We start from the raw sequence: 20,251 nt of genomic DNA on the forward strand, positions 1-20,251 counted from the left end.
GCAACCGGGCCTTTTTGCATCCACGACGCGGGCACGGTAGCGCCGGTGTGGTAAAAGTAGGCACCCGCGCCGCCCTGGTCTCCGAAAAGACTGCCATGGATCACTGTCCCGCCGGCGCGGCCGCTTCGCCCTTGCCTGACCAGACTTCCTGATGACCGGCCCGCTCCACCCTCCCGGCGACACTCCGCACGCGCCCGCCGCCACACCCGCCACGCCCTCGCGCCTGCCCCACGTCCTGCGCGGCGCCGCGCCGCTGCTGGCGTTGCTGGCGCTGGCCGTGCTGATCGGGCTGGCCGGCGCGCTCGGCTACCGCTACAGCTACGACAACGCGCTGGCGCGCCAGGCCGAGCGCGGCCAGGTGCAGCTGCGCCTGTACACGCAGGCGCTGGAAAGCGAGCTGGCGCACTACGACTACGTGCCCGGCCTGCTGTCGCTGGACGAACGCATCTCCGGACTGCTGCTGCGCCCGGACGACGCCGCGCGCGTGGCCCGCGCCAACGAATACCTGACTTCTCTCAATGCCCGTGCCGGCACGCGCGTGGTCTATGTGCTGGACGCCCACGGCAGGGTACTGGCCACCAGCAACTGGCAGCGCCCCGACAGCTACCTGGGAGAGGACCTCAGCTTCCGCCCCTACTTCCAGGCCGCCATGGAGGGCCAGCTCGGCCGCTTCTACGGGGTCGGCACCACGCGCAGCGAGTCGGGCTACTACCTGTCCGCGCCGCTGGGCGAGCGCGACAACCCGGCCGGTGTGGCGGTGGTCAAGATCGGGCTGGAGCCGCTGGAGAACCGCTGGCAGGGCGCCGACAGCCAGATGCTGCTGAGCGACGAGAACGGCGTGGTGATCCTGGCCTCGGACCCGTCATGGAAGCTGGCCGCGCTGCGCCCGCTGTCGGACGAGGCGCGCCAGCGGCTGTCGCGCAGCCTGCAGTACAACCGCGCGCCGCTGCCGCAGCTGCCGCTGGAATCGGTGCGCAAGCTTGCCAACCAAAACGGCGGCAGCAGCGACGAACTGGTGCGCCTGCGCCGCGGTCCGCCGATGCTGGCGCAGCATGCCGCGCTGCCCGGCACCGACTGGCAGCTGACGCTGCTGACCAATACCTCGCAGGCGCGCGTGGCGGCGCTCAACAGCGCCGCGCTGGCGGGCGTACTGACTGCCTTCGTGCTGCTACTGGGCGCGGCCTGGAACGTGCGCCGGCGCATCGTCAACGAGCGCCTGGCCGCGCGCGCCGCGCTGGAAGCGGCCAACAGCGAGCTGGAGCGCAAGGTGGCCGAGCGCACCGCCGACCTGTCCGCCGCCAACCACCGGCTGCAGGCCGAGGTGACCGAGCGCATCCGCGCCGAGACCGTGCTGCGCCAGGCGCAGGACGGCCTGCTGCAGGCCGGCAAGCTGGCCGCGGTGGGCCAGATGTCGACCGGCATCGCGCACGAGCTGAACCAGCCCCTGGCGGCGCTGCGCACGCTGTCCGGCAACACCGGCAAGTTCCTCGAGCGCGGCGACTATGCCACCGTGCGCACCAACCTCGACACCATCATCGGGCTGGTCGAGCGCATGGGCCGCATCACCGGCGCGCTCAAGTCGTTCGCGCGCAAGTCGGGCAACGGCCGCAACCAGGCCCGGCTGGGCGAGGCGGTGGACAATGCGCTGTTCCTGCTGCAGACGCGCGTGGACGCCGTGCAGCCCGAGCTGCAGCGCGACATCGATCCCGAACTGGCCGTGGTCTGCGACCCCAACCGGCTCGAACAGGTGCTGGTCAACCTGCTCGGCAACGCGCTCGACGCGGTCATCGGCCGGCCCGCGCCGCGCATCGCGCTGCATGCGCACGTGGGCGGCGGCATGGTCCACCTGACCGTGCGCGACAACGGCGCGGGGCTGTCCGAGGAAGCCTTCGCGCGGCTGTTCGAGCCGTTCTTCACTACCAAGCCCGCCGGGCAGGGGCTGGGGCTGGGCCTGACGCTGTCGGCCGGCATCCTCAACGAAAACGGCGGCAGCCTGTCCGCCGCCAACCACCCCGACGGCGGTGCCTGCTTCACGCTGGTGCTGCCGCTGGCGCCGCACGAGGCCAGGCCACAGGATTCCACGCATGCCGGCTGAACTGACCGTACTGATCGTCGAGGACGATGCCGACGTGCGCCTGGGCTGCGAGCAGGCGCTGCGCCTCGAAGGGCTGGCCACGCGCGGCGTGGGCAGCGCCGAGGCGGCGCTGCGCGAGGTCGGCCCCGGCTATGCCGGCGTGGTGGTCAGCGACATCCGCCTGCCCGGCATGGACGGCATGGCACTGCTGGCGCAGCTGCGCGAACGCGACCCCGCGCTGCCGGTGATCATGATCACCGGCCACGGCGACGTGGGCCTGGCGGTGCAGGCGATGAAGCAAGGCGCCTACGACTTCCTGGAAAAGCCGTTCTCGCCCGAGCAGCTGGTCGACGCCACCCGCCGCGCGCTGGAGCAGCGCCGGCTCGCGCTGGAAGTGTCAGAACTGCGCGAACGCCTGGCCGGACGCGAAAAACTCGAAACCCGCCTGATCGGCCATTCACAGGCGGTCGAGCGCTTGCGCCGGCTCATCGCCGACCTCGCCGGCACCGACGCCAACGTGCTGATCCACGGCGAGACCGGCACCGGCAAGGAGCTGGTGGCGCGCTGCCTGCACGAGGCCAGCCAGCGCCATGCGCGCCACTTCGTCGCCATCAATTGCGGCGGCCTGCCCGAACAGCTGTTCGAAAGCGAGATCTTCGGCCATGAAGCGGGCTCGTTCACCGGCGCCGCGCGCCGCCGCATCGGCAAAATCGAGCACGCCGAAGGCGGCACGCTGTTTCTCGACGAGATCGAGAGCATGCCGATGCCGCTGCAGATCAAGCTGCTGCGCGTGCTGCAGGAACGCGTGGTCGAGCGGCTCGGCTCGAACCAGCCGGTGCCGGTCAACGCGCGCGTGGTGGCGGCGACCAAGGCCGACCTGCGCGCGCTGTCCGATGCCGGCCAGTTCCGCGCCGACCTGTACTACCGCCTGAACGTGATCACGCTGGAGCTGCCGCCGCTGCGCGAGCGGCGCGAAGACGTGCCGGCGCTGTTCGAGCATTTCGTCGCGCAGGCGGCGCTGCGCTTCGAGCGCGAGGCCGTGCCCGCCAGCGCGGCCGAACTGGCGGCGCTGGTGGCGTACCCCTGGCCGGGCAATGTGCGCGAGCTGCGCAACCTGGCCGAGCGCCATGTCCTCGGGCTGGGCTGCAACCCTGGCCAGGGCACCGCCGCCCCGGAAGCGCTGCCGCTGGCGCAGGCGGTCGACCAGTTCGAGCGCGCGCTGATCGCCGATGCCATGCGCCGGCACGACGGCAACCTCAGCCGCGCCAGCGAGGCGCTTGGCGTGGCCAAGACCACGCTGTTCGACAAGGTTCGCAAGCACGGCCTGCAAGACCGATAGCGGCCGGCCGCGCAGGCGCAATACATCATGTTGTGACATATATGTGCTTTGCAGCGGCCGCTGAATTCAGCGGCCGCAACAAAGACGGCAGCAGCGTGGGGAACCACCCGGACAGCACGGTGTCTGCAGTTACTGGCTCTCGCGTCCCGTGGAGCGGCATAGTCTTCAGTGTGCGTTGAAAAACAAAAGTGCGATGAATTTGTAGTTTTTTCTTACTGATTGCCTGGTCTTTGCGGCATATTATGGGCTTCCGGCAAATCCGGAACCGGGACATGCAAAGCCATCAACTGCGGGCAGTCTGCGGGAAATGACAAAAACATCAAATCGACGATAAATAATCGTCCGACCAGCGGGGGAGCGGGTCAGGACACAGGGTCAGTCAACCATTGGCAGTAACAATACGCGGTGCAGGTGCCTGGCATCGCGCGCGCCTGGCCGGCGCGACCTGCCTTCAGGACTACGGGTGATTGGATGAAACTGGATCCGGCACTGGCTGAAAAGCCTTACTACAGCACGCGTACAGCGGCAAAACTGCTCAATGTCTCGCTGGGCACTGTCCAGAAGATGGTAGAGCGCGGCGAACTGGGAGCCTGGAAGACCAACGGCGGCCACCGGCGCATCCACAAGGAAACCGTGCATCGCCTGCTGGCGACGCGCATCGGGCCCGAAACCGCGGCGCCCCATGGCCTGGACCTGGTGGTGTTCCACCCCAACCACCAGGAAGCGCAGCGCATCCACGGCCAGCTGGGCAAGTGGGGGCTGCCGCTCAAGAGCCTGGTGGTCGACGACGTGCTCGACACCGTGATCACCTCGGTCAGCGCGCATCCGCGCGTGGTGCTGTACTACGTCGACGAACTGAACGACGCCGAGTCGGCCACCATCGAGAAGCTGCAGAATTTCTTTGCCAGCCAGCATGTGATCTTTGCTGTCATCACCAACCGCCAGGCCTATGACGGCGTGGCCGACGCGCTGCAGCACTGGGGCATCATGGTGTTCCTGAAGACGCCATCGCTGGAAGAGGTCAAGGGCTTCCTGCGCGCCCAGCTGATGATGGGCCGCGCCGGCTGAGTCGAGCGCTCCCCCTGAACGCTCAACCCAGGGGAGCGCATCGCGCTCAGGCCAGCGACGCCAGCCTCTGCGGCTCCAGCCCGGCCTCGCGCCCTTCGGCCTGCGCCATCATCCAGCCATAGAGATTGCGCGGGTCCGGCGGCATCGCCACCAGTTCCACCGCCCTGCCCGCCCGCCGGGCATGCGCGGCGGCATAGAGCCAGCGCAGCGCGGCGTAGTCTTCCAGCGCAAACCCCACGGAATCGAACACCGTCACTTCGTCGGCCGCGGCCCGGCCCGGCGCGGCGCCGGCCAGCACCTGCCACAGCTCGGTCACTGACGAGTCGGCGGGCAGCTGCTGGATCTCGCCTTCGATGCGCGTCTGTGGTTCGTACTCCACCACGATGCGCGCCTGGCGCAGGATGTCGGCATGCAGCTCGGTCTTGCCGGGGCAGTCGCCGCCAACCGCATTCAGGTGCATGCCCGGGCGCACCTGCGCCGGCGTGAGGATGGTGGCGCGGGTCTTGTCGGCGGTCACGGTGGACACGATGTCGGCGCCGGCCAGCGCGGCCGGCACCGACTCCGCGGCGCGGATCACCAGCCCCGGCACGCCGGCAAGGTTGCGCATCAGCCGTGCCGTGGCGGCTGGGTCGATGTCGTAGGCGGCAATCTCGCGCACGCCCAGCATGGCGTGGAAGGCAAGCACCTGAAACTCGGCCTGCGCGCCGTTGCCGATCAGCGCCATGGTGCGCGCGCCCGGCCGCGCCATCGCCTGCGCCGCCAGCGCCGAGGTGGCGGCGGTGCGCAGCGCGGTGGCCAGCGTCAGGTCGGCCAGCATCAGCGGGAACCCGGTTTCCACTTCGGCCAGCAGGCCGCACGCCATTACGGTCGGCATGCCATGCTGCGCGTTGCGCGGATGGCCGTTGACGTACTTGAACGCGTACTGGATGCCGTCGCTCACCGGCATTAGCTCGATCACGCCGCGCGCAGAATGGCTGGCCAGGCGGGCGGACTTGTCGAAGGCATCCCAGCGCAGGAAGTCCTGGCGGACATGGTCGGCCATCTGCACGATGGCGGGCTGCACGCCGACCGCGGCCACCAGCCTGGCCACGTCGTTGGCGTCGAGGAACAGCGAACGGGCGGTCTCTTTCATGATTGGCTCCATCATGCCGCGGCCGCGGCGATGCCCGGCCCGCTGCTGCGGTCGAGCCGCAGCGTCATGCAATAGGCGCCGCCGCCGGAGAGCATGAAGGGAGTCAGGTCGACCTCATGCAGCTGGTAGCCGCGCCGGCCCAGTTCGGTGCGCAGGTGCGGCGTGGTGCGGGTCATCACCACCTGGTCGTCCAGGTTGACGGCATTGACGCTGAAGTGGCGCAGGTCGTCGGCGCTGGCCTCGATGCGAAGGCGCGCCGGCAGCCGCGCGCGCAGCTCGCGCAGCGATGCTTCGCTGAATGCCGGCGGGTAATAGAGGATCTCGCCGCCGGACAGCGGGCAGAAGCATACGTCGAGGTGGTAGCTCTGTTCGGTGGCCAGTTCCAGCGCCACGACTTCCTGGCCGAAGAATTCCGACACGGCAGTGGCCGCCTCATGCGACGAGCGCGGCCCGAAACCGGCCCAGAAATGGCCGCGGCCGGCATCCCAGATGCAGTCCCCCGCGCCCTCCTGGAAGCAGCCTTCGGGCAGCAGCGCCACTTCATCGAGCAGGCCGCGCTCGCGCAGTGCGCCGAAGATTTGCGCGAACGGCGCTTCTTCGCCGCGGCGCTGCGGGTAGCGGAAGCGCGCCAGCAGTGCGCGGCCGTCGAGCACCACGGCGGCATTTGCCGGGAAAACCATGTCGGGCAGGCCGGGGGCGCCCGCGGCCACTTCCACCGCGAAGCCGGCCCGGCCCAGCGCCGTGCGCAGCGCGTCGAAGGACTGGATGGCGTCGCGGTGCATGCCGCGCGGGTCGCGCGCCCAGGCGTCGGGGTCCATCCACGGATTGATGCTGTACGACACGTCGTAGAAGGTCGGCTCGACAAGCAGGATCGTGGGGGTCTGGATCACGGCGGCTCCTTTTTTGGGGTTCTGGAAAGAATTCAGTCGATTGCATTCTGGTGCAGGCTGGTGTTAACTAATAGCCAGCAAGATGTGCAATTTGTGCGTTGCATCGAGCAAAACGCCAGACTTCATTGGCAAATCGCCAGAACACCTCTCAAGCCCATGGACGCGACCGATCAACAGCTGCTCTCCCTGCTGCGCGACAACGCGCGCACGCCGGTCACCGCGCTGGCGCAGGCGCTGCGCGTGTCGCGCGCGACCGTGCAGAACCGGATCGACAAGCTGGAGAAGGAAGGACTGATCGTCGGCTATACCGTGCGCCTGCGGCCCGAGGCCGAGGCGCATCGGATCCGCGCGTGGATGACGATCGCGGTGGAGGGCAACAAGGCGCGCACGGTGCTGCAGGCGCTGCGGGGCGAGCCCAATGTGCAGGCGCTGCATACCACCAACGGGCGCTGGGACATCATTGCGGAATTGCGCGCGGATACGCTGGAGGCATTTGACCGGACGCTGGACCGGATAAGGTTGATCGAGGGGATCAGTGCGACGGAGACGAGTATTTTGCTGTCGACTTATAAGTAGCGCCGCAGGTTTGCGTGCTGCCAGCTGTGCAAGGCCTGGCGCAGGGCACGACATGGGGCGACTCCATGTTGCTCTTGTGCGGTGCATCACGCCCCAACACAGGGATGCGCTGCACCAAAGGCGGCCAAATATATCACCGCGTGATATATTACGTGCACCATTCCCAAGCCGCCCCCAGTCCAAGAATGCCAACTGCCCCCGCTGTCGCCTCGCTGGCGCAAAATACCCGTGCATGGCTGCGCACTTTTGTCCCGCTGCCGGTCGCTGCCAACCGCCATGAGCGCATCAAGAGTTGCTTTGGCGCGCTGCTAGGCCTGTTCATCACCGAATGGATCAGCCACCAGACGCTGGGCGGATTCAATCCCTGGTTCGTCGCGCCGATGGGCGCCTCGGCGGTCCTGCTGTTCGCAGTGCCGTCTTCGCCACTGGCGCAGCCGTGGTCGATCATCGGCGGCAACCTGTTTGCGGCACTGGTGGGCGTGGCCTGCGCGCGCTGGATTCCGGACCCGGGCCTTGCCGCGGCGATAGCGGTGGCCGTGGCGATTGCCGTGATGTTCCAGTTCCGCTGCGTGCACCCGCCCAGCGGCGCCGTGGCCGTCACGGCGGTATTCGGCGGGCCGGCGGTCAGTGCGCTCGGCTTCGGCTTCGTGGTGGTGCCGGTGCTGTTCAACTCGATGCTGCTGCTGTTGATGGCGCTGGCCTTCAACAACCTGTCGCGGCGGCGCTACCCGCACCGCCCGCCCGAGCCCGCGGTGCAGCATGGCACCAAGGACGTGCCGCCGACGCAGCGCGTGGGCTTTACCCGTGCCGACCTTGACGCGGCCCTGCAGGCGCGCGGCGAATTTCTCGATATCGAAGAAGACGACCTGGAAGCCATCCTGGTGGCCGCGCAACTGCACGCGTACCGGCGCCACTTCGGCAACGTGCTGTGCGGCGAAATCATGTCGCGCGACGTCATCCTGGTGCGGCCCGAGCAGCCCGCGCACGAGGCCGGCCACCTGCTGTCGCGGCACCGCGTCAAGGCGCTGCCGGTGGTCGATGCGAACAACCGCCTCGAGGGCATCATCACGCAAAGTGACTTCTTCGCTGCGCAGCGTGATACCGGCGCGCGCCGGCTGGCCGGCACCGTGCGCGACCTGATGACGCGCGCCGTGGTCACCGCGCGCCCCGACCAGCCGATGGTGGAGCTGGCCCGAGCCTTCTCCGACGGCGGCCTGCACCATGCGCCGGTGATCGACGACAGGCACCGCGTGGTCGGCATGGTGACGCAATCCGACCTGGTTGCCGCGCTGCTCAAGAGCGGCGTGATGGCGGTGCCGGGCTGAGGCTGGCCCTTTCCCCCGGTGCCGGCCATGCCCGGCGCCTTCTAGCTCCGTTTCCGCCTCCCCGCGTTGACGCCACGGCCCGCCGCGCTGTTCAACGTCACAAAGCTATGGCACTGTGGATGCGTCCGGGCATGCTGCGCCGGCGCACCGCGGTGGTGGCGCCTGAAGCACCCTTCCAGCACCCCTTTGGCATCGCCCGCCCCGGCGTAGGCTATATTTACGCCGTTTCCGTCACACCGGCGGGCCCAGGGAGAGCCATCGATGAGTTCCGGTCAGTTAATCGAGAAGATTGCTGCAGTCTTTGCGCTGATCGTGTTGATCGGCGGCTCGCTGCTGGTGCTCGCACCATTCACCACGGCGCTGCTATGGGGCGCAATCCTGGCCTACAGCTCGTGGTACCCGTACACGGTGCTGTCGCGCTGGCTCGGCAACCGGCGCAGCCTGTCGGCGCTGATCTGCGTGCTGCTGGCCACGGTGATCGTGCTGGGCCCGTTCGTCTACGCTGGCGCCAGCTTTTCGGCGCACGTCGACGACCTGTCGGCGCTGGTCAACCGCTATATGGAACAGGGCATCCCGCAGCTGCCCGAATGGCTGAGCAGCCTGCCCTATGTCGGCACTTACCTGCAAAGCTCGTGGAACAGCATCATCAACGCCGACTCCGAGATGGTGGCCAACCTGCGCAAGCTGATCGCGCCGGTCGGGCATGTGCTGCTCGGCGCCGGCCTGTCGATCGGCGCGGGGCTGGGGCAGCTGGCGCTGTCGATCATCCTGGCATTCTTCTTCTATACCGGCGGCGAGTTCGCCATCGCGTGGCTGCGCGCGGGCATGCGCCGCATTGCCGGCGAGCGCGCCGACCACCTGCTGGAACTGGCCGGCAGCACGGTCAAGGGCGTGGTCTACGGCGTGCTCGGCACGGCCTTTATCCAGGCGGTGCTGGCCGCCATCGGGCTGTGGATCGCCGGCGTGCCGGGCGCGGCCATCCTCGGCTTCGTCACCTTCTTCCTGTCGGTGGTGCCGGTGGGCCCGCCGCTGGTGTGGCTGCCGGCGGCGCTGTGGCTATACCACACCGGGTCCACCGGCTGGGCCATCTTCCTGGTGATCTGGGGCGTGGGCGTGGTCAGCATGGCCGACAACATCGTCAAGCCGCTGCTGATCAGCAAGGGCACCGGCATGCCGCTGATCTGGATCATGCTGGGCGTGCTGGGCGGCGCGCTGGCGTTCGGCTTCCTGGGAGTGTTCATCGGCCCGACGCTGCTGGCGGTGGCGTATGCGCTGCTGCGCGACTGGACCATCGGCTCGCAGGAGGAGCTGAAGCAGGATCTCGCGCGCGACCTGAAGCCGGGCGGCGCGCCGGCGGTGTCCGCGGCGACGCACCCCGCCGCGGCGGCCCCGGCGGCTCCGACAGTCCCCGCCGTGGTCGACAATCCCGACGTGCCGCCGGCGACCACCGGCAAGCACCCCGGCTGAACGGCTGATGGCAGGTCCAGACAACGCCCCCGCACCCGCCTTGCCCGATACCTCGCCCGCCGCGCTGCACCGGCTGGTGGCGTGCGAATACTGCGATGCGGTCTACGAGCGCACCCCGATCTCGCCCGGCGAGCGCGCGCTGTGCCTGCGCTGCGGCGGCGAGCTGTACCGCGAGAGCCGCCGCCATTACCGGCGCCTGCTGCCGCTGGTGGTCACCGCGCTGATCCTGTTCCTGGTTTCCAACGCCTACCCCATCGTCGAGATGGACCTCAAGGGGGTGCGCACGCAAACCACGCTGCTGGGCGCGGTGCACGCGCTGTATGAAGACCACATGGCGCTGGTGGCGGCGCTGGTGTTCGCCACCACCATATTGTTCCCGCTGTCCGAGCTGCTGATGATGATCTACCTGCTGGTGCCGATGGCGCAGCACCGCATGCCCCTGGGCTTCGACCGCATCGTGCGCGGCATCCGCCAGACGCGGCCATGGGGCATGATCGAGGTCTTCATGATCGGCGTGCTGGTCACGCTTGTGAAGCTGTCCACGATGGCGCGCGTGCTGCCCGGCATCGCGCTGTGGTCGTTCTCCGCGCTGGTGATCGTGCTGGCGGCGATGCTGTCGTTCGACCCGCGCGACCTGTGGCGCTACCTGGAGACGCCGGACGATGAGGGCGCGACAGGCGGGTCCGGCGAGGGCGGCCAATGACGAACGCGCTCCCGCCACAACCGCCACGGCCTTCGCGCCCCGACCGCCTGGCGCACCCGCGCCGGCTCGCGCGCGAAGTGGTGGCCGAACTCACCGACGACGACGAACGCACGCCGCTGCCGCAGGTGCCCACCGCCGGCCGCCTGGGCCTGCTCTCCTGCCACGCCTGCGACCTGGTCAGCCCGCGCACGCTGGAAGGCGAGCCCTGCCCGCGCTGCGGCGCCACGCTGCACCACCGCAAGCCGGACAGCCTGGCACGCACCTGGGCCTTCCTGCTGGCTGCCTTTATCCTGTACATCCCGGCCAACATGCTGCCGGTGATGGTCACACAGTCGATCCTCGGCACCCAGCGGGACACCATCCTGTCCGGCGTGATCTACCTGTGGCTGTCCGGCTCGCACATGCTGGCGGTGCTGGTGCTGATCGCCAGCATCATCGTGCCGCTGCTGAAGATGCTGATCCTTACCTTCCTGCTGCTGTCGGTGCATTTCCGCGCGACCTGGCGCATCCGGCAGCAGACCCGGCTGTACGGGCTGGTGGAAGTGATCGGCCGCTGGTCGATGCTCGATATTTTCGTGGTGGCGCTGCTGGCCTCGCTGGTGCGGGCCGGGGCGCTGGCCACCATCATCCCGGGCGGCGGCGCGCTGGCCTTCGGCGCGGTCGTGGTGCTGACCATGCTGGCCTCGCTCAGCTTCGATCCGCGCCTGCTGTGGGATTCGCTGGAAGACGACAATGCCCGACACTGAACAACATCCGCCTGATCCCGCCGCCCCGCCCGGCCCTCCCGGCCCTCCCGGCCTGCCGCGGCCCGAGCGCCGGCGCCGCGCGCGCTGGCTGCCATCGCTGGTGTGGCTGATCCCGATCGTCGCGGCGGTCGTCGGCGTGTCGCTGCTGGTGCACACGCTGGCCTCGCGCGGGCCGGAGATCACCGTCAGCTTCCGCACCGCCGAGGGCCTGACGCCGGGCAAGACCGCGGTGCGCTACAAGGACGTCGATATCGGCCTGGTCAAGTCGGTGCGGCTCGCGCGCGACCGTTCGCATGTGATCGCGTCGATCGACCTGACCAAGGACGCCGAAAACTTCGCCGTGGCTGACACGCGCTTCTGGGTGGTGCGCCCGCGCTTCGCCGCCAGCGGCGTGTCGGGGCTGGAGACGCTGCTGTCCGGCGCCTATATCGGTGTCGATGCCGGCAAGTCCGGCGAGACCACACACGAATTCAAGGGACTGGAAGTGCCGCCGGTGGTGACCACCGACGCATCCGGCAAGCAGTTCGTGCTGCGCGCCTCCGAGCTGGGCTCGCTCGACATCGGTTCGCCGGTCTACTACCGCCGCGTGCTGGTAGGCCAGGTGGTGGCCTACCAGCTGGAGCCCAACGGGCGCGACATCACGCTGAGGGTGTTCGTCAACAAGCCCTATGACAAGCTGGTCACCGCCGATACGCGCTTCTGGCATGCCAGCGGCGTCGACCTCAAGCTTGATGCCGGCGGCCTCAAGCTGTCGACGCAATCACTGGTGACGGTGCTGCTGGGCGGCGTTGCGTTCCAGGCGCCGGAGCGTACCACCGCCACCGATGCCGCCGCGGAAAACACGCAATTCCTGCTGGCCGCCGACCAGTCCGAGGCGATGAAGGAGCCCGAGGAACTGGCGCCGACGCTGGCCGTGCTCAACTTCGACCAGTCCGTGCGCGGCCTGTCGCCGGGCGCGCCGGTGGACTTCCGCGGCGTGATCGTGGGCCAGGTGCGCTCGATCGGCATCGAATACCAGCGCGACAAGAAGGCCTTCCGCATGCCGGTGGTGGTCGAGCTGTACCCGTCGCGCATGGGCTTCCGCGAACGCGACGTGGAAGACCGCGCGCGCGCCCGGCAGATCATCGAGGGCCTGCTCAAGCGCGGCATGCGTGCGCAGCTGCGCACCGGCAACCTGCTGACAGGCCAGCTGTATGTGGCGCTCGACTTCTTCCCGAAGGCGCCGCCCGCCAAGGTCGACCTGGATGCGCCGATCCCCGAGTTCGCCACCACGCCGGGCACCTTCGACCAGCTGCAGGCGCAGGTCGGCGATATCGTCAACCGCATCGACAAGATCCCGTTCGACCAGATCGGCCAGGACCTGCGCACCACGGTGGCAAGCCTGAACAAGACGCTCAACACCGCCGACCAGCTGGTGCAGCAGCTCAACGGCGACGTCGCGCCGCAGGTGCTGGCGGCGCTGCAGGACGCGCGCAAGACGCTGACCGCGGCCAACGGCACGCTGGCGTCGGATGCGCCGCTGCAGCAGGACACGCGCCGCATGCTGCAGGAACTGACGCGCACCGCCACGTCGCTGCGCACGTTGACCGATTACCTCGAACGCCATCCCGAAGCGCTGCTGCGCGGCAAGCTGGAGAAAGACTGATGAAGCGCCATCCCCCAACCTCCGCACCTGCCGCCGTGCTTGCCCGCTGCGCCATTGCCGGCGCCATTGCCAGCACACTGGGCGCCGCCGTGCTGGCCGGTTGCGCCTCGCCGGAGCCGCGCTACTACACGCTGGCCCAGGGGCCTGCAGGCGTCGCCACGCTGCCGGCGGCGACGCCGGCGCCGTCGACCAGCACGCTGTGGCTGGAAGTCGCGCCGGTACGCGTGCCGGAGCGCCTCAACCGGCCGCAGCTGGTGGTGCGCGACGGCGGCAATGACGCCAGCCTGCGCCTGCTCGACCTGGCGCGCTGGTCGTCGCCGCTGCCGGATGAGTTGCGCGATGCGCTGTCACAGCGCCTGCAGGCCACGCTGGGCGCGGTCGATACCTACCAGCAGGGGCTGTCGGACGTGCAGCCGCTGTATCGGATCACGACGGAAGTACTGCGGCTCGACGCGGATGTCGGACAGCGCGCCGGCGCCACGATCAACTGGACCGTGCGGCGGTTGCCGGACGGCAAGGTGGTCAGCGGCCGCACGCAGGCGGAATTGTCCGCGCCCGGCGAGGTCGATGGCGTGGTGGCGGCTTACCGGGAGATCGTGGCAAGCACGGCGAAGGATATTGCGGCAGGGGTGGAGGCGCTAAGGCGATAAACCGAACGCGACGGAGCTTGCCGGAAGGAAGGTGCGCCCAAGCCGCGAGATCTGGCCTAAGCAAGGTGTTCTCCCTCTCCCCTCAGCGTCCCCTCAGCGGGAGAGCAAGGGAAGCAAACCAGCGGTAGAAAAAACGCCCTCAGTCATCCCCCCACACCGCGGCATCCCGCTCGCGCCGCGCAGCCGCCTCCGCAGCGCGCCGGTGGATGGCCTCGGCCATCGCCGCCAGGCATTCCGCCGCCCCGCCCCGCACCAGCCTCACCGGGCACGCCAGCATCAGGTTCACGGGCAAGCCGAAATCCTCCACCACAAACCCGCGTGCATCCAGCGGCCGGCCTTCCGCGTCGGTCACCACCGTGGCGCGATCGCGCACCGTTCCCAGGTCCGCGCTGTAGCCCCATACCGGCTTCTGCAGCGCCACCGCAAACCCCACCTCGAAGGCCGTGCCCGAGTCCGGCTCGCCCGGCCCGCGGAAATCGTCGAGGTTGGCCATCACCATGTCCGCGCGGCGCAGCAGCGCGATATTGGCGTCATAGATCCAGCGCGCCGCGTCTGGCGCCGACAGGCCTGCCGGCGCCGCCTTGTCGAGTGGATAGAGCCCGGTGAAGCCATGCGCCGCGCACAGCGACTTGAGTTGCTCGCCCCAGGCGATGGCGTCCTTGCGGAAGACGTCGAAGCCGGCCAGGTAGATGGTTTTCATGGCGGTGTGTTCTTCAGGAAAGAAACGGGATGCCGCAGCATAACCTGCCGCCGCACGAACATCGCACAAAGTTGCTCGCGCGCCGGGGCGGCAGCGGCTGTGTGGTGGCCGGCACGACGCGGGGGCTTGCGCTACCATCTCTGCTCCCTCCGCCGCTACCGCTACCCCTCATGTCCGCTTCCCAGATCCTCCAGGTCGGCCCGCTCGCGCCCCAGACCAATGCCACGCTCCAGCAACAGTACGGCGCCATCGCGCTGTGGCAGCAGGGCGATGCGCTGGCGTGGGCGCGCGAGCATGGCCAGCAAGTGCGCGTGGTGGTGACCTCGGCGCGCCATGGCTGCAGCGCCGCGCTGATCGACGCGCTGCCGGCGCTGCAGGCCATCGTCAGCTTCGGCGTGGGCTACGACTCGATCGCACTGGATGCCGCCCGCGCGCGCGGCATCCAGGTCAGCAACACGCCCGACGTGCTCAACGACTGCGTCGCCGACCTGGCTTTCGGGCTGCTGCTCGACGCGGCGCGCGGCATCGCCCACGGCGACCGCTTCGTCCGGGCCGGGCGCTGGCCGCAGGGAGGCTTTCCGTTGACGACGCGGGTCTCGGGCAAAAAGCTCGGCATCCTCGGGCTGGGCCGCATCGGCGAGATCGTGGCGCGGCGCGCGCAGGGCTTCGACATGGAGATCGCCTACAACAACCGCCGCCCGCGCGACGGCGCGCCATGGCGCTTCGAGGCCGACCTGAAGGCGCTGGCCGCGTGGTCCGACTTCCTGGTGGTGACCTGCGTGGGCGGCCCGGAAACCGCCGGGCTGGTGTCGCGCGAGATCATCGACGCGCTCGGGCCCAGGGGCATCCTCATCAATGTCTCGCGCGGCAGCGTGATCGACGAAGACGCGCTGGTGGCGGCGCTGGCCGAAGGACGCCTGGGCGGCGCCGGCCTCGATGTGTTCCGCGACGAGCCCAACGTGCCGGCCGCGCTGCAGGCGCTCGACAACGTCGTGCTCGCGCCGCACATGGCCAGCGGCACGCACGAGACCCGCGCCGCGATGACCGCGCTGACGCTGCAGAATCTCGATGCGTTCCTGGCCGATGGCAAGGTGCTGACGCCGGTGCTGTAGTGGCCGGTCCCCCTGCCTATACTGGATACGCCGGCCGCGCGGCCGGTGACAGGAGGCACCATGGGACGCAAGTTTATCGATTGCCGCGAATACCCGAGCGACATCGGCTGCACGGTTGCGATGAGCGCCGACACTGAAGACGAACTGCTCGAAGCCGCGGTCCAGCACGCGGTCGCGGTGCACCAGCACCAGGACACCCCTGAGCTGCGCGCTCAGTTGAAGTCCTTGTTCAAGGAAGGCAACCCGCCGGCCTGAAGCCGGACAAGCTGGCGCCGCAACGGCGCCAGCCCTGGCACTTCCTCGCCGCGGGGCTCATTCGCAGATCCTGATACCGCACTTGCGGCTGCCGGAATACCCATGCCGGTGGTCATTGCGCATCATTGACGCACCGCTATATACGGACGTATATTGCGCCTGACAGTCCACCCATCCCAGCGCCAGCTTTTCTGGCCGTTTCGCCGAGGATTCCCATGTCCGCGTTCCGCTCCGCCCGCACCGGGCGCCGCTCCGTTCTTGCCGGCGCCGTCGGTGCCATGCTGGCCGCCGTGGCGCTGGCCCTGCCCGCCGGGCCGGCTTTCGGCGCCGACCTGGTGGTGTCCGCCGCGGCCAGCCTGACCAACGCCTTCAGGTCGCTGGCCGAGTCGTACGAGCGCGCCCATCCCGGAACCAAGGTGGTACTGAACTTCGGTGCGTCCGACGTGCTGATGCAGCAGATCGTCAAGGGCGCGCCGGCCGATGTGTTCGCCTCGGCCGACCAGGAAGCGATGAACAAGGCCGAGGCCGAGAAGGTGGTCGCGTCCGCCTCGCGCCGCAACTTCGCCGCCAACGAGGTGGTGCTGATCGTGCCGTCCGACAGCAAGCTGAATATCGGCTCGCTGCAGGACCTGACCCGGCCGGAAGTGAAGCGCATCGCCTATGGCAACCCGGCCTCGGTGCCGGTCGGCCGCTACACCCGCGGCGCGCTGGAAGCCGCCGGGTTGTGGGACGCGGTCGCCGCCAAGGGTGTGCCGGCGCAGAACGTACGCCAGAGCCTGGACTACGTAGCGCGCGGCGAGGTCGAGACCGGCTTCGTCTTTGCCACCGACGCCACCGTGATGCCGGACAAGGTCAAGGTCGCCGTGCGCGTGCCGAGCCGCACCCCGGTGACCTACCCCATCGCCATCACCAGCCAGACCCGCCAGCAGAAGGAAGCGGCGCAGTTCGTCGACTTCGTGGCGTCGCCGCAAGGCCAGGCGATCCTGTCGCGCTACGGCTTCCAGAAGCCCTGATTTCCGCCACGCCATGGATGCCGTCTGGGTCCCGCTGCTGTTGTCGCTGAAGGTCGCGGGCTGGGCCACCGCGCTGAACGCCGTGCTCGGCGTCGGCGCGGCGTATGCGCTGGCGCGCTGGCGCTCGCCGCTGCGCGACGTGGTCGACGCGGTGCTGACGCTGCCGCTGGTGCTGCCGCCGACCGTGCTCGGCTACTACCTGCTGGTGCTGGTGGGCCGGCGCGGCGTGTTTGGCGAGTGGCTGTCCAGCCTCGGCATCGAGCTGGTCTTCACCTGGCACGGCGCGGTGCTGGCCTCGACCATCGTCGCCTTCCCGCTGGTGCTCAAGTCGGCCCGCGCCGCCTTCGAAGGGGTCGATCATCAACTGGAAAACGCCGCGCGCGTGCTGGGTGTTTCCGAATCCGGCATCTTCTTCCGCGTGACGCTGCCGCTGGCGGCGCGCGGCATCATCGCCGGCGTGCTGCTGGCCTTTGCGCGCGCGCTGGGCGAGTTCGGCGCCACGCTGATGATCGCCGGCAACCTGCCCGGGCGCACGCAGACGCTGTCGGTGGCGATCTACGAGGCCGTGCAGGCCGGCGACGACAACACCGCCAACCTGCTGGTGCTGGTGACCTCGGTCACCTGCGTGCTGCTGCTGGTGGTCGCCGGCCGGCTGGTGCCCGCCACGGCGCGCAATCCCGCCGAAGTGTATGAACGCCGGCGCCTGCGCCCGCGTGCCGCGCGCTGAGGAACGCCATGGGCATGCATGTCAGCATCCGCAAGCAGATGGTGTCGGCCGACCGTCAGTTTTCGCTTGATATCGATTTCGACTCCGACAGCCGCCGCATCGCGCTGTTCGGGCCGTCCGGCGCCGGCAAGAGCCTGACGCTGCGCGCCATCGCCGGGCTGCTCGCGCCCGACAGCGGCCGCATCGAGCTGAACGGGCGCACGCTGTTCGACAGCGAAGCGGGCATCGACGTCCGCCCGCAGGAACGCCGCGTGGCCTACCTGTTCCAGGAATACGCGCTGTTCCCGCACCTGACCGTGGGCCAGAACGTCGCCTTCGGGCTGGCGCGCGGCTGGCGCAACCCGCGCCGCGGCGCGATCCCGCCGGAAGCGCGGCGCTGGATCGATGCCTTCGGGCTGGACGAGATCGTCGGCAACTATCCCGCCGAGATCTCCGGCGGGCAAAAGCAGCGCGTGGCGCTGGCGCGCGCGCTGGTGGCGCAGCCCGATATCGTGCTGCTCGACGAACCGTTCTCGGCGCTCGATCCCGCCCTGCGCGCCCGCATGCGCGCCGAGTTGCGCACGCTGCAGGCAAGCCTGGAAGTGCCGATGCTGGTGATCTCGCACGATCCCGCCGATGTCGAAGCGCTGGGCGACCATGTGCTCGAGATCCGCGAAGGCCGCATCTTCGGCAGCGGCGACAGCCGCCACCATGCGCCGGTCTACGCGCCGGTGTCGGCGCGCGTGGCCTGAGCGCGCAACAGGCCTTTCTGCATTACCCCACCACCCCCAGGATCACGCTGGACGCCTTGAACACCGCCACCGCCGGCACACCCGCCGCCAGGCCCAGCGTCTCGACGCTGCCATTGGTAACGATCGCGGCGATCGTGCCGCCGCCGTCCAGTTCGATCACCACCTCCGCATTGACCGCGCCCGGCATCACGCGCGACACCACGCCCGGCAGCTGGTTGCGCGCCGACAGCCGCACGCCCGGATCGGGCAACCCAACCAGCACCGAAGACGCCTTGATCAGCGCGAACGCTTCCACGCCCGCAGCCAGCCCCAGCGTCTCGACGCTTTCATGCGTGATCGTCGCCACGATCTGCTGGCCGCCCGGCAGCGCCAGCACCACCTCGTCGTTGACCGCGCCGCCACGCACGCTGGCGATGCGGCCGAACAGCTTGTTGCGCGCGCTGGTCTTGATCATCATTCGCCTCATCAGGTGGATATCGTCGGCAGCGCCCTCGCCGAGGCGCGACAGCTGCGCGACAAAGCGCCGGTGTTCGTCCTCGAGCGCGCGGTAGGTGTGGATCAGTTGCTCGCCCCGCGCCGTCAGGCGCGTGCCGCCGCCGCCCTTGCCGCCGGCGGCACGCACCACCAGCGCTTCGCCGGCGCTGTTGTTCATCAGGTCGATGGCGTCCCACGCAGCCTTGTAGCTGATGCCGACCGCACGCGCGGCGGCGGTGATCGAGCCGTGCTCGCCGATGGCGGCGAGCAGCGCGATGCGGTCCTTGCCGCCCCAGTCCTGCGAGCCGGAGCGGAACCAGATGGCTCCCTGGAGTTCAAGCATGAGTAGCCGGCACCGCGAACCGGTGCCGTGACAGAGTGGCAAACGCGGCTATGGTAATCCCAATCCCGTTTCCAGGATCAGCACCTGCACGCCCGCTCCGCTACGCCATGATGTGCACGCCGCCATCGACGTACACCGTATTGCCCGAAATCCGCCGCGCGTACGGCGTGGCCAGGTACGCCGTGGCAAAGCCCACGTCCATGATGTCGACCACCTCGCCCAGCGGGGCGCGCCCAGCGGCATCGGCCAGCATCTGGTCGAAGTCCTTCAGCCCAGACGCTGCGCGCGTCTTCAGCGGCCCGGGCGAGATCGCATGCACGCGGATGCCCTGTGGCCCCAGTTCATGCGCCAGGTAGCGGCAGCTGGCTTCCAGCGCGGCCTTGACCGGCCCCATCAGGTCATAGTTGGGGACCACGCGGTTGGCGCCTTCATAGCTCATCGCGAACAGCGTGCCGCCGTTGTGCATCAGCGGCGCGGCCAGCCGTGCCATGCGGATGAACGAATGGCACGAGACGTCCATGGCGCGCGCGAAGCCTTCCGCGGAGGAGTTGAGCAGCCCGCCCTGCAGGTCTTCCTTCGGCGCGAAGGCGATCGAGTGGACCACCGCATCGAGCCCGCCCCATACCGCTTCGATGCGCGCGAACAGCGCGCGCATCTGCTCGTGGTCTTCCACGTTCAGCGGCATCAGGATCGGCGCCTGCACGGCCTCGGCCAGCGGCGCGACGTGCGGATATGCCTTGTCGTTCAGGTACGTCATGGCGATCTGCGCGCCGAGCTCGTGGAAGGCCCTGGCGCAGCCCCACGCGATCGAGCCGTCATTGGCGACGCCGGCCACCAGCACACGGGAACCGGCGAGCGGCGGGTTGGATAAGTTGACCATCGATGCCTCCGGGGGAAGACTTCAAGCTGGACTGGGTGGAATAGGATGACTGAAGCGGGTCACTCCGCGCACGGGTCAGCTGCCAGGCCGCGGCGCGGCCTGGCGCTGCGCCGAAGCGCGCGAAGCCGGCTTGCCTGTGCTGTCGGCAGCCTGGGGCGCCGCGTGACGATCTGCGCCGACACGGCCTTCTCCAGCGTCAGGAAGGGATTGTCCGCGAGCAGCAGCACGTAACGCTGCCAAACATCGGCGAGGTATTCCAGCGCCGGCCGGCCCGACGCTGCGAATGGATTGGCGCCATCGTCGGATGGATGCGTGGCGGTGCCGGTGTCTTGCTCGGGCGGAACGGCGGCTATGCGTGCGGTCATTCCACTTCCCCCAGTTGGCGCCGCTTGCGGGCGTTG

21 protein-coding genes are annotated in these 20,251 nt (G+C 69.1%); 15 read left to right on the forward strand and 6 right to left on the reverse strand.

What is annotated here, in order from left to right:
- Positions 1–151 precede the first annotated feature (151 nt).
- From ACAD63_RS18825 to ACAD63_RS18835, 3 genes are all read left to right on the forward strand, one after another.
- Complete coding sequence (locus ACAD63_RS18825; RefSeq protein WP_133093918.1) at positions 152–2,095, forward strand: sensor histidine kinase; 1,944 nt, start codon at positions 152–154, stop codon at positions 2,093–2,095.
- Positions 2,085–3,413 carry a sigma-54-dependent transcriptional regulator gene (locus ACAD63_RS18830; RefSeq protein ID WP_135704660.1) on the forward strand — a complete coding sequence of 443 codons (1,329 nt, stop codon included), beginning with the start codon at positions 2,085–2,087 and terminating at the stop codon, positions 3,411–3,413. The genes ACAD63_RS18825 and ACAD63_RS18830 overlap by 11 nt, the downstream gene beginning before the upstream one ends.
- Positions 3,414–3,884: 471 nt before the next feature.
- Positions 3,885–4,481 carry a helix-turn-helix domain-containing protein gene (locus ACAD63_RS18835; protein ID WP_135704658.1) on the forward strand — a complete coding sequence of 199 codons (597 nt, stop codon included), beginning with the start codon at positions 3,885–3,887 and terminating at the stop codon, positions 4,479–4,481.
- Positions 4,482–4,527: 46 nt separating this feature from the next.
- On the opposite strand, the gene ACAD63_RS18840 is transcribed toward ACAD63_RS18835, so the two are convergent.
- Both ACAD63_RS18840 and ACAD63_RS18845 read right to left on the reverse strand, forming a co-directional pair.
- The gene (locus ACAD63_RS18840) at positions 4,528–5,613 is read right to left on the reverse strand and encodes an ornithine cyclodeaminase (protein WP_135704656.1); all 1,086 of its coding nucleotides are present in this window, start codon (positions 5,611–5,613) and stop codon (positions 4,528–4,530) included.
- Between the two features lie 11 nt (positions 5,614–5,624).
- Entirely contained in the window at positions 5,625–6,503 is an 879-nt protein-coding gene (locus ACAD63_RS18845; protein ID WP_135704655.1) for a dimethylarginine dimethylaminohydrolase family protein, read from the reverse strand.
- A gap of 156 nt (positions 6,504–6,659) precedes the next feature.
- Between ACAD63_RS18845 and ACAD63_RS18850 the strand changes: the two genes are divergently transcribed.
- The 7 genes from ACAD63_RS18850 (at position 6,660) to ACAD63_RS18880 (ending at position 13,615) form a co-directional block, all read left to right on the forward strand.
- A complete protein-coding gene (locus ACAD63_RS18850; protein ID WP_116317273.1) occupies positions 6,660–7,079 on the forward strand; it encodes an Lrp/AsnC family transcriptional regulator in 420 nt (139 codons plus the stop codon).
- Between the two features lie 185 nt (positions 7,080–7,264).
- Positions 7,265–8,404 carry an HPP family protein gene (locus tag ACAD63_RS18855; protein WP_434033141.1) on the forward strand — a complete coding sequence of 380 codons (1,140 nt, stop codon included), beginning with the start codon at positions 7,265–7,267 and terminating at the stop codon, positions 8,402–8,404.
- A gap of 261 nt (positions 8,405–8,665) precedes the next feature.
- Complete coding sequence (locus ACAD63_RS18860) at positions 8,666–9,871, forward strand: AI-2E family transporter (RefSeq protein WP_434033142.1); 1,206 nt, start codon at positions 8,666–8,668, stop codon at positions 9,869–9,871.
- 7 nt (positions 9,872–9,878) lie between these two features.
- Positions 9,879–10,574 carry a paraquat-inducible protein A gene (locus ACAD63_RS18865; RefSeq protein WP_133093895.1) on the forward strand — a complete coding sequence of 232 codons (696 nt, stop codon included), beginning with the start codon at positions 9,879–9,881 and terminating at the stop codon, positions 10,572–10,574.
- The gene (locus ACAD63_RS18870) at positions 10,571–11,320 is read left to right on the forward strand and encodes a paraquat-inducible protein A (RefSeq protein ID WP_133093894.1); all 750 of its coding nucleotides are present in this window, start codon (positions 10,571–10,573) and stop codon (positions 11,318–11,320) included. Before ACAD63_RS18865 ends, ACAD63_RS18870 begins: the two co-directional genes overlap by 4 nt.
- Positions 11,307–12,965, forward strand: a complete 1,659-nt coding sequence (locus ACAD63_RS18875; protein ID WP_434033143.1) for an intermembrane transport protein PqiB — start codon at positions 11,307–11,309, stop codon at positions 12,963–12,965. The genes ACAD63_RS18870 and ACAD63_RS18875 overlap by 14 nt, the downstream gene beginning before the upstream one ends.
- Positions 12,965–13,615, forward strand: coding sequence for a PqiC family protein (locus tag ACAD63_RS18880; RefSeq protein WP_240745928.1), 651 nt, complete (start codon positions 12,965–12,967; stop codon positions 13,613–13,615). The genes ACAD63_RS18875 and ACAD63_RS18880 overlap by 1 nt, the downstream gene beginning before the upstream one ends.
- Before the next feature lie 139 nt (positions 13,616–13,754).
- On the opposite strand, the gene ACAD63_RS18885 is transcribed toward ACAD63_RS18880, so the two are convergent.
- Positions 13,755–14,315, reverse strand: a complete 561-nt coding sequence (locus ACAD63_RS18885; protein ID WP_195431711.1) for a nucleoside 2-deoxyribosyltransferase — start codon at positions 14,313–14,315, stop codon at positions 13,755–13,757.
- A 170-nt stretch (positions 14,316–14,485) separates the two neighbouring features.
- Here ACAD63_RS18885 and ACAD63_RS18890 point away from each other — a divergent pair, with 170 nt between their 5' ends.
- From ACAD63_RS18890 to ACAD63_RS18910, 5 genes are all read left to right on the forward strand, one after another.
- Positions 14,486–15,427 carry a 2-hydroxyacid dehydrogenase gene (locus tag ACAD63_RS18890; protein ID WP_135704645.1) on the forward strand — a complete coding sequence of 314 codons (942 nt, stop codon included), beginning with the start codon at positions 14,486–14,488 and terminating at the stop codon, positions 15,425–15,427.
- A gap of 60 nt (positions 15,428–15,487) precedes the next feature.
- On the forward strand, positions 15,488–15,682 hold the full coding sequence (locus ACAD63_RS18895; protein ID WP_133093890.1) for a DUF1059 domain-containing protein: 195 nt from the start codon (positions 15,488–15,490) through the stop codon (positions 15,680–15,682).
- A 215-nt stretch (positions 15,683–15,897) separates the two neighbouring features.
- On the forward strand, positions 15,898–16,695 hold the full coding sequence (gene modA / locus ACAD63_RS18900) for a molybdate ABC transporter substrate-binding protein (RefSeq protein ID WP_434033144.1): 798 nt from the start codon (positions 15,898–15,900) through the stop codon (positions 16,693–16,695).
- Positions 16,696–16,708: 13 nt separating this feature from the next.
- The gene (modB, locus tag ACAD63_RS18905) at positions 16,709–17,422 is read left to right on the forward strand and encodes a molybdate ABC transporter permease subunit (RefSeq protein ID WP_434033145.1); all 714 of its coding nucleotides are present in this window, start codon (positions 16,709–16,711) and stop codon (positions 17,420–17,422) included.
- Positions 17,423–17,430: 8 nt separating this feature from the next.
- Positions 17,431–18,153, forward strand: a complete 723-nt coding sequence (locus ACAD63_RS18910) for an ATP-binding cassette domain-containing protein (RefSeq protein ID WP_133093887.1) — start codon at positions 17,431–17,433, stop codon at positions 18,151–18,153.
- Between the two features lie 22 nt (positions 18,154–18,175).
- Here the strand turns inward: ACAD63_RS18910 and ACAD63_RS18915 are convergent, their stop codons facing one another.
- The 3 genes from ACAD63_RS18915 to ACAD63_RS18925 all read right to left on the reverse strand — a co-directional run bounded on the left by ACAD63_RS18915 (position 18,176) and on the right by ACAD63_RS18925 (position 20,215).
- Positions 18,176–18,970 carry a TOBE domain-containing protein gene (locus ACAD63_RS18915; RefSeq protein WP_434033146.1) on the reverse strand — a complete coding sequence of 265 codons (795 nt, stop codon included), beginning with the start codon at positions 18,968–18,970 and terminating at the stop codon, positions 18,176–18,178.
- 100 nt (positions 18,971–19,070) lie between these two features.
- Positions 19,071–19,850 (reverse strand): enoyl-ACP reductase FabI, encoded by a 780-nt coding sequence (gene fabI, locus ACAD63_RS18920; protein WP_133093885.1) that lies wholly within the window; start codon positions 19,848–19,850, stop codon positions 19,071–19,073.
- A gap of 59 nt (positions 19,851–19,909) precedes the next feature.
- Positions 19,910–20,215, reverse strand: a complete 306-nt coding sequence (locus tag ACAD63_RS18925) for a hypothetical protein (protein WP_434033147.1) — start codon at positions 20,213–20,215, stop codon at positions 19,910–19,912.
- Positions 20,216–20,251 lie beyond the last annotated feature (36 nt).

Source organism: Cupriavidus sp. a3 (assembly GCF_051015765.1).
In the GTDB taxonomy this organism is placed as follows: Bacteria; Pseudomonadota; Gammaproteobacteria; order Burkholderiales; family Burkholderiaceae; genus Cupriavidus; species Cupriavidus oxalaticus_A.

Excerpts from the sequence above, each read along its gene's own strand:
- ACAD63_RS18865 (WP_133093895.1), top strand. The coding sequence starts at position 9,879 with ATGGCAGGTCCAGACAACGCCCCCGCACCCGCCTTGCCCGATACCTCG.
- ACAD63_RS18925 (WP_434033147.1), bottom strand. The coding sequence starts at position 20,215 with ATGACCGCACGCATAGCCGCCGTTCCGCCCGAGCAAGACACCGGCACC.
- ACAD63_RS18880 (WP_240745928.1), top strand. The coding sequence starts at position 12,965 with ATGAAGCGCCATCCCCCAACCTCCGCACCTGCCGCCGTGCTTGCCCGC.
- ACAD63_RS18850 (WP_116317273.1), top strand. The coding sequence starts at position 6,660 with ATGGACGCGACCGATCAACAGCTGCTCTCCCTGCTGCGCGACAACGCG.
- ACAD63_RS18870 (WP_133093894.1), top strand. The coding sequence starts at position 10,571 with ATGACGAACGCGCTCCCGCCACAACCGCCACGGCCTTCGCGCCCCGAC.
- ACAD63_RS18910 (WP_133093887.1), top strand. The coding sequence starts at position 17,431 with ATGGGCATGCATGTCAGCATCCGCAAGCAGATGGTGTCGGCCGACCGT.
- ACAD63_RS18915 (WP_434033146.1), bottom strand. The coding sequence starts at position 18,970 with ATGCTTGAACTCCAGGGAGCCATCTGGTTCCGCTCCGGCTCGCAGGAC.
- ACAD63_RS18855 (WP_434033141.1), top strand. The coding sequence starts at position 7,265 with ATGCCAACTGCCCCCGCTGTCGCCTCGCTGGCGCAAAATACCCGTGCA.
- ACAD63_RS18885 (WP_195431711.1), bottom strand. The coding sequence starts at position 14,315 with ATGAAAACCATCTACCTGGCCGGCTTCGACGTCTTCCGCAAGGACGCC.
- modB (WP_434033145.1), top strand. The coding sequence starts at position 16,709 with ATGGATGCCGTCTGGGTCCCGCTGCTGTTGTCGCTGAAGGTCGCGGGC.
- ACAD63_RS18875 (WP_434033143.1), top strand. The coding sequence starts at position 11,307 with ATGCCCGACACTGAACAACATCCGCCTGATCCCGCCGCCCCGCCCGGC.
- ACAD63_RS18825 (WP_133093918.1), top strand. The coding sequence starts at position 152 with ATGACCGGCCCGCTCCACCCTCCCGGCGACACTCCGCACGCGCCCGCC.
- ACAD63_RS18860 (WP_434033142.1), top strand. The coding sequence starts at position 8,666 with ATGAGTTCCGGTCAGTTAATCGAGAAGATTGCTGCAGTCTTTGCGCTG.
- modA (WP_434033144.1), top strand. The coding sequence starts at position 15,898 with ATGTCCGCGTTCCGCTCCGCCCGCACCGGGCGCCGCTCCGTTCTTGCC.
- ACAD63_RS18895 (WP_133093890.1), top strand. The coding sequence starts at position 15,488 with ATGGGACGCAAGTTTATCGATTGCCGCGAATACCCGAGCGACATCGGC.
- ACAD63_RS18835 (WP_135704658.1), top strand. The coding sequence starts at position 3,885 with ATGAAACTGGATCCGGCACTGGCTGAAAAGCCTTACTACAGCACGCGT.
- ACAD63_RS18890 (WP_135704645.1), top strand. The coding sequence starts at position 14,486 with ATGTCCGCTTCCCAGATCCTCCAGGTCGGCCCGCTCGCGCCCCAGACC.
- ACAD63_RS18830 (WP_135704660.1), top strand. The coding sequence starts at position 2,085 with ATGCCGGCTGAACTGACCGTACTGATCGTCGAGGACGATGCCGACGTG.
- ACAD63_RS18840 (WP_135704656.1), bottom strand. The coding sequence starts at position 5,613 with ATGAAAGAGACCGCCCGTTCGCTGTTCCTCGACGCCAACGACGTGGCC.
- fabI (WP_133093885.1), bottom strand. The coding sequence starts at position 19,850 with ATGGTCAACTTATCCAACCCGCCGCTCGCCGGTTCCCGTGTGCTGGTG.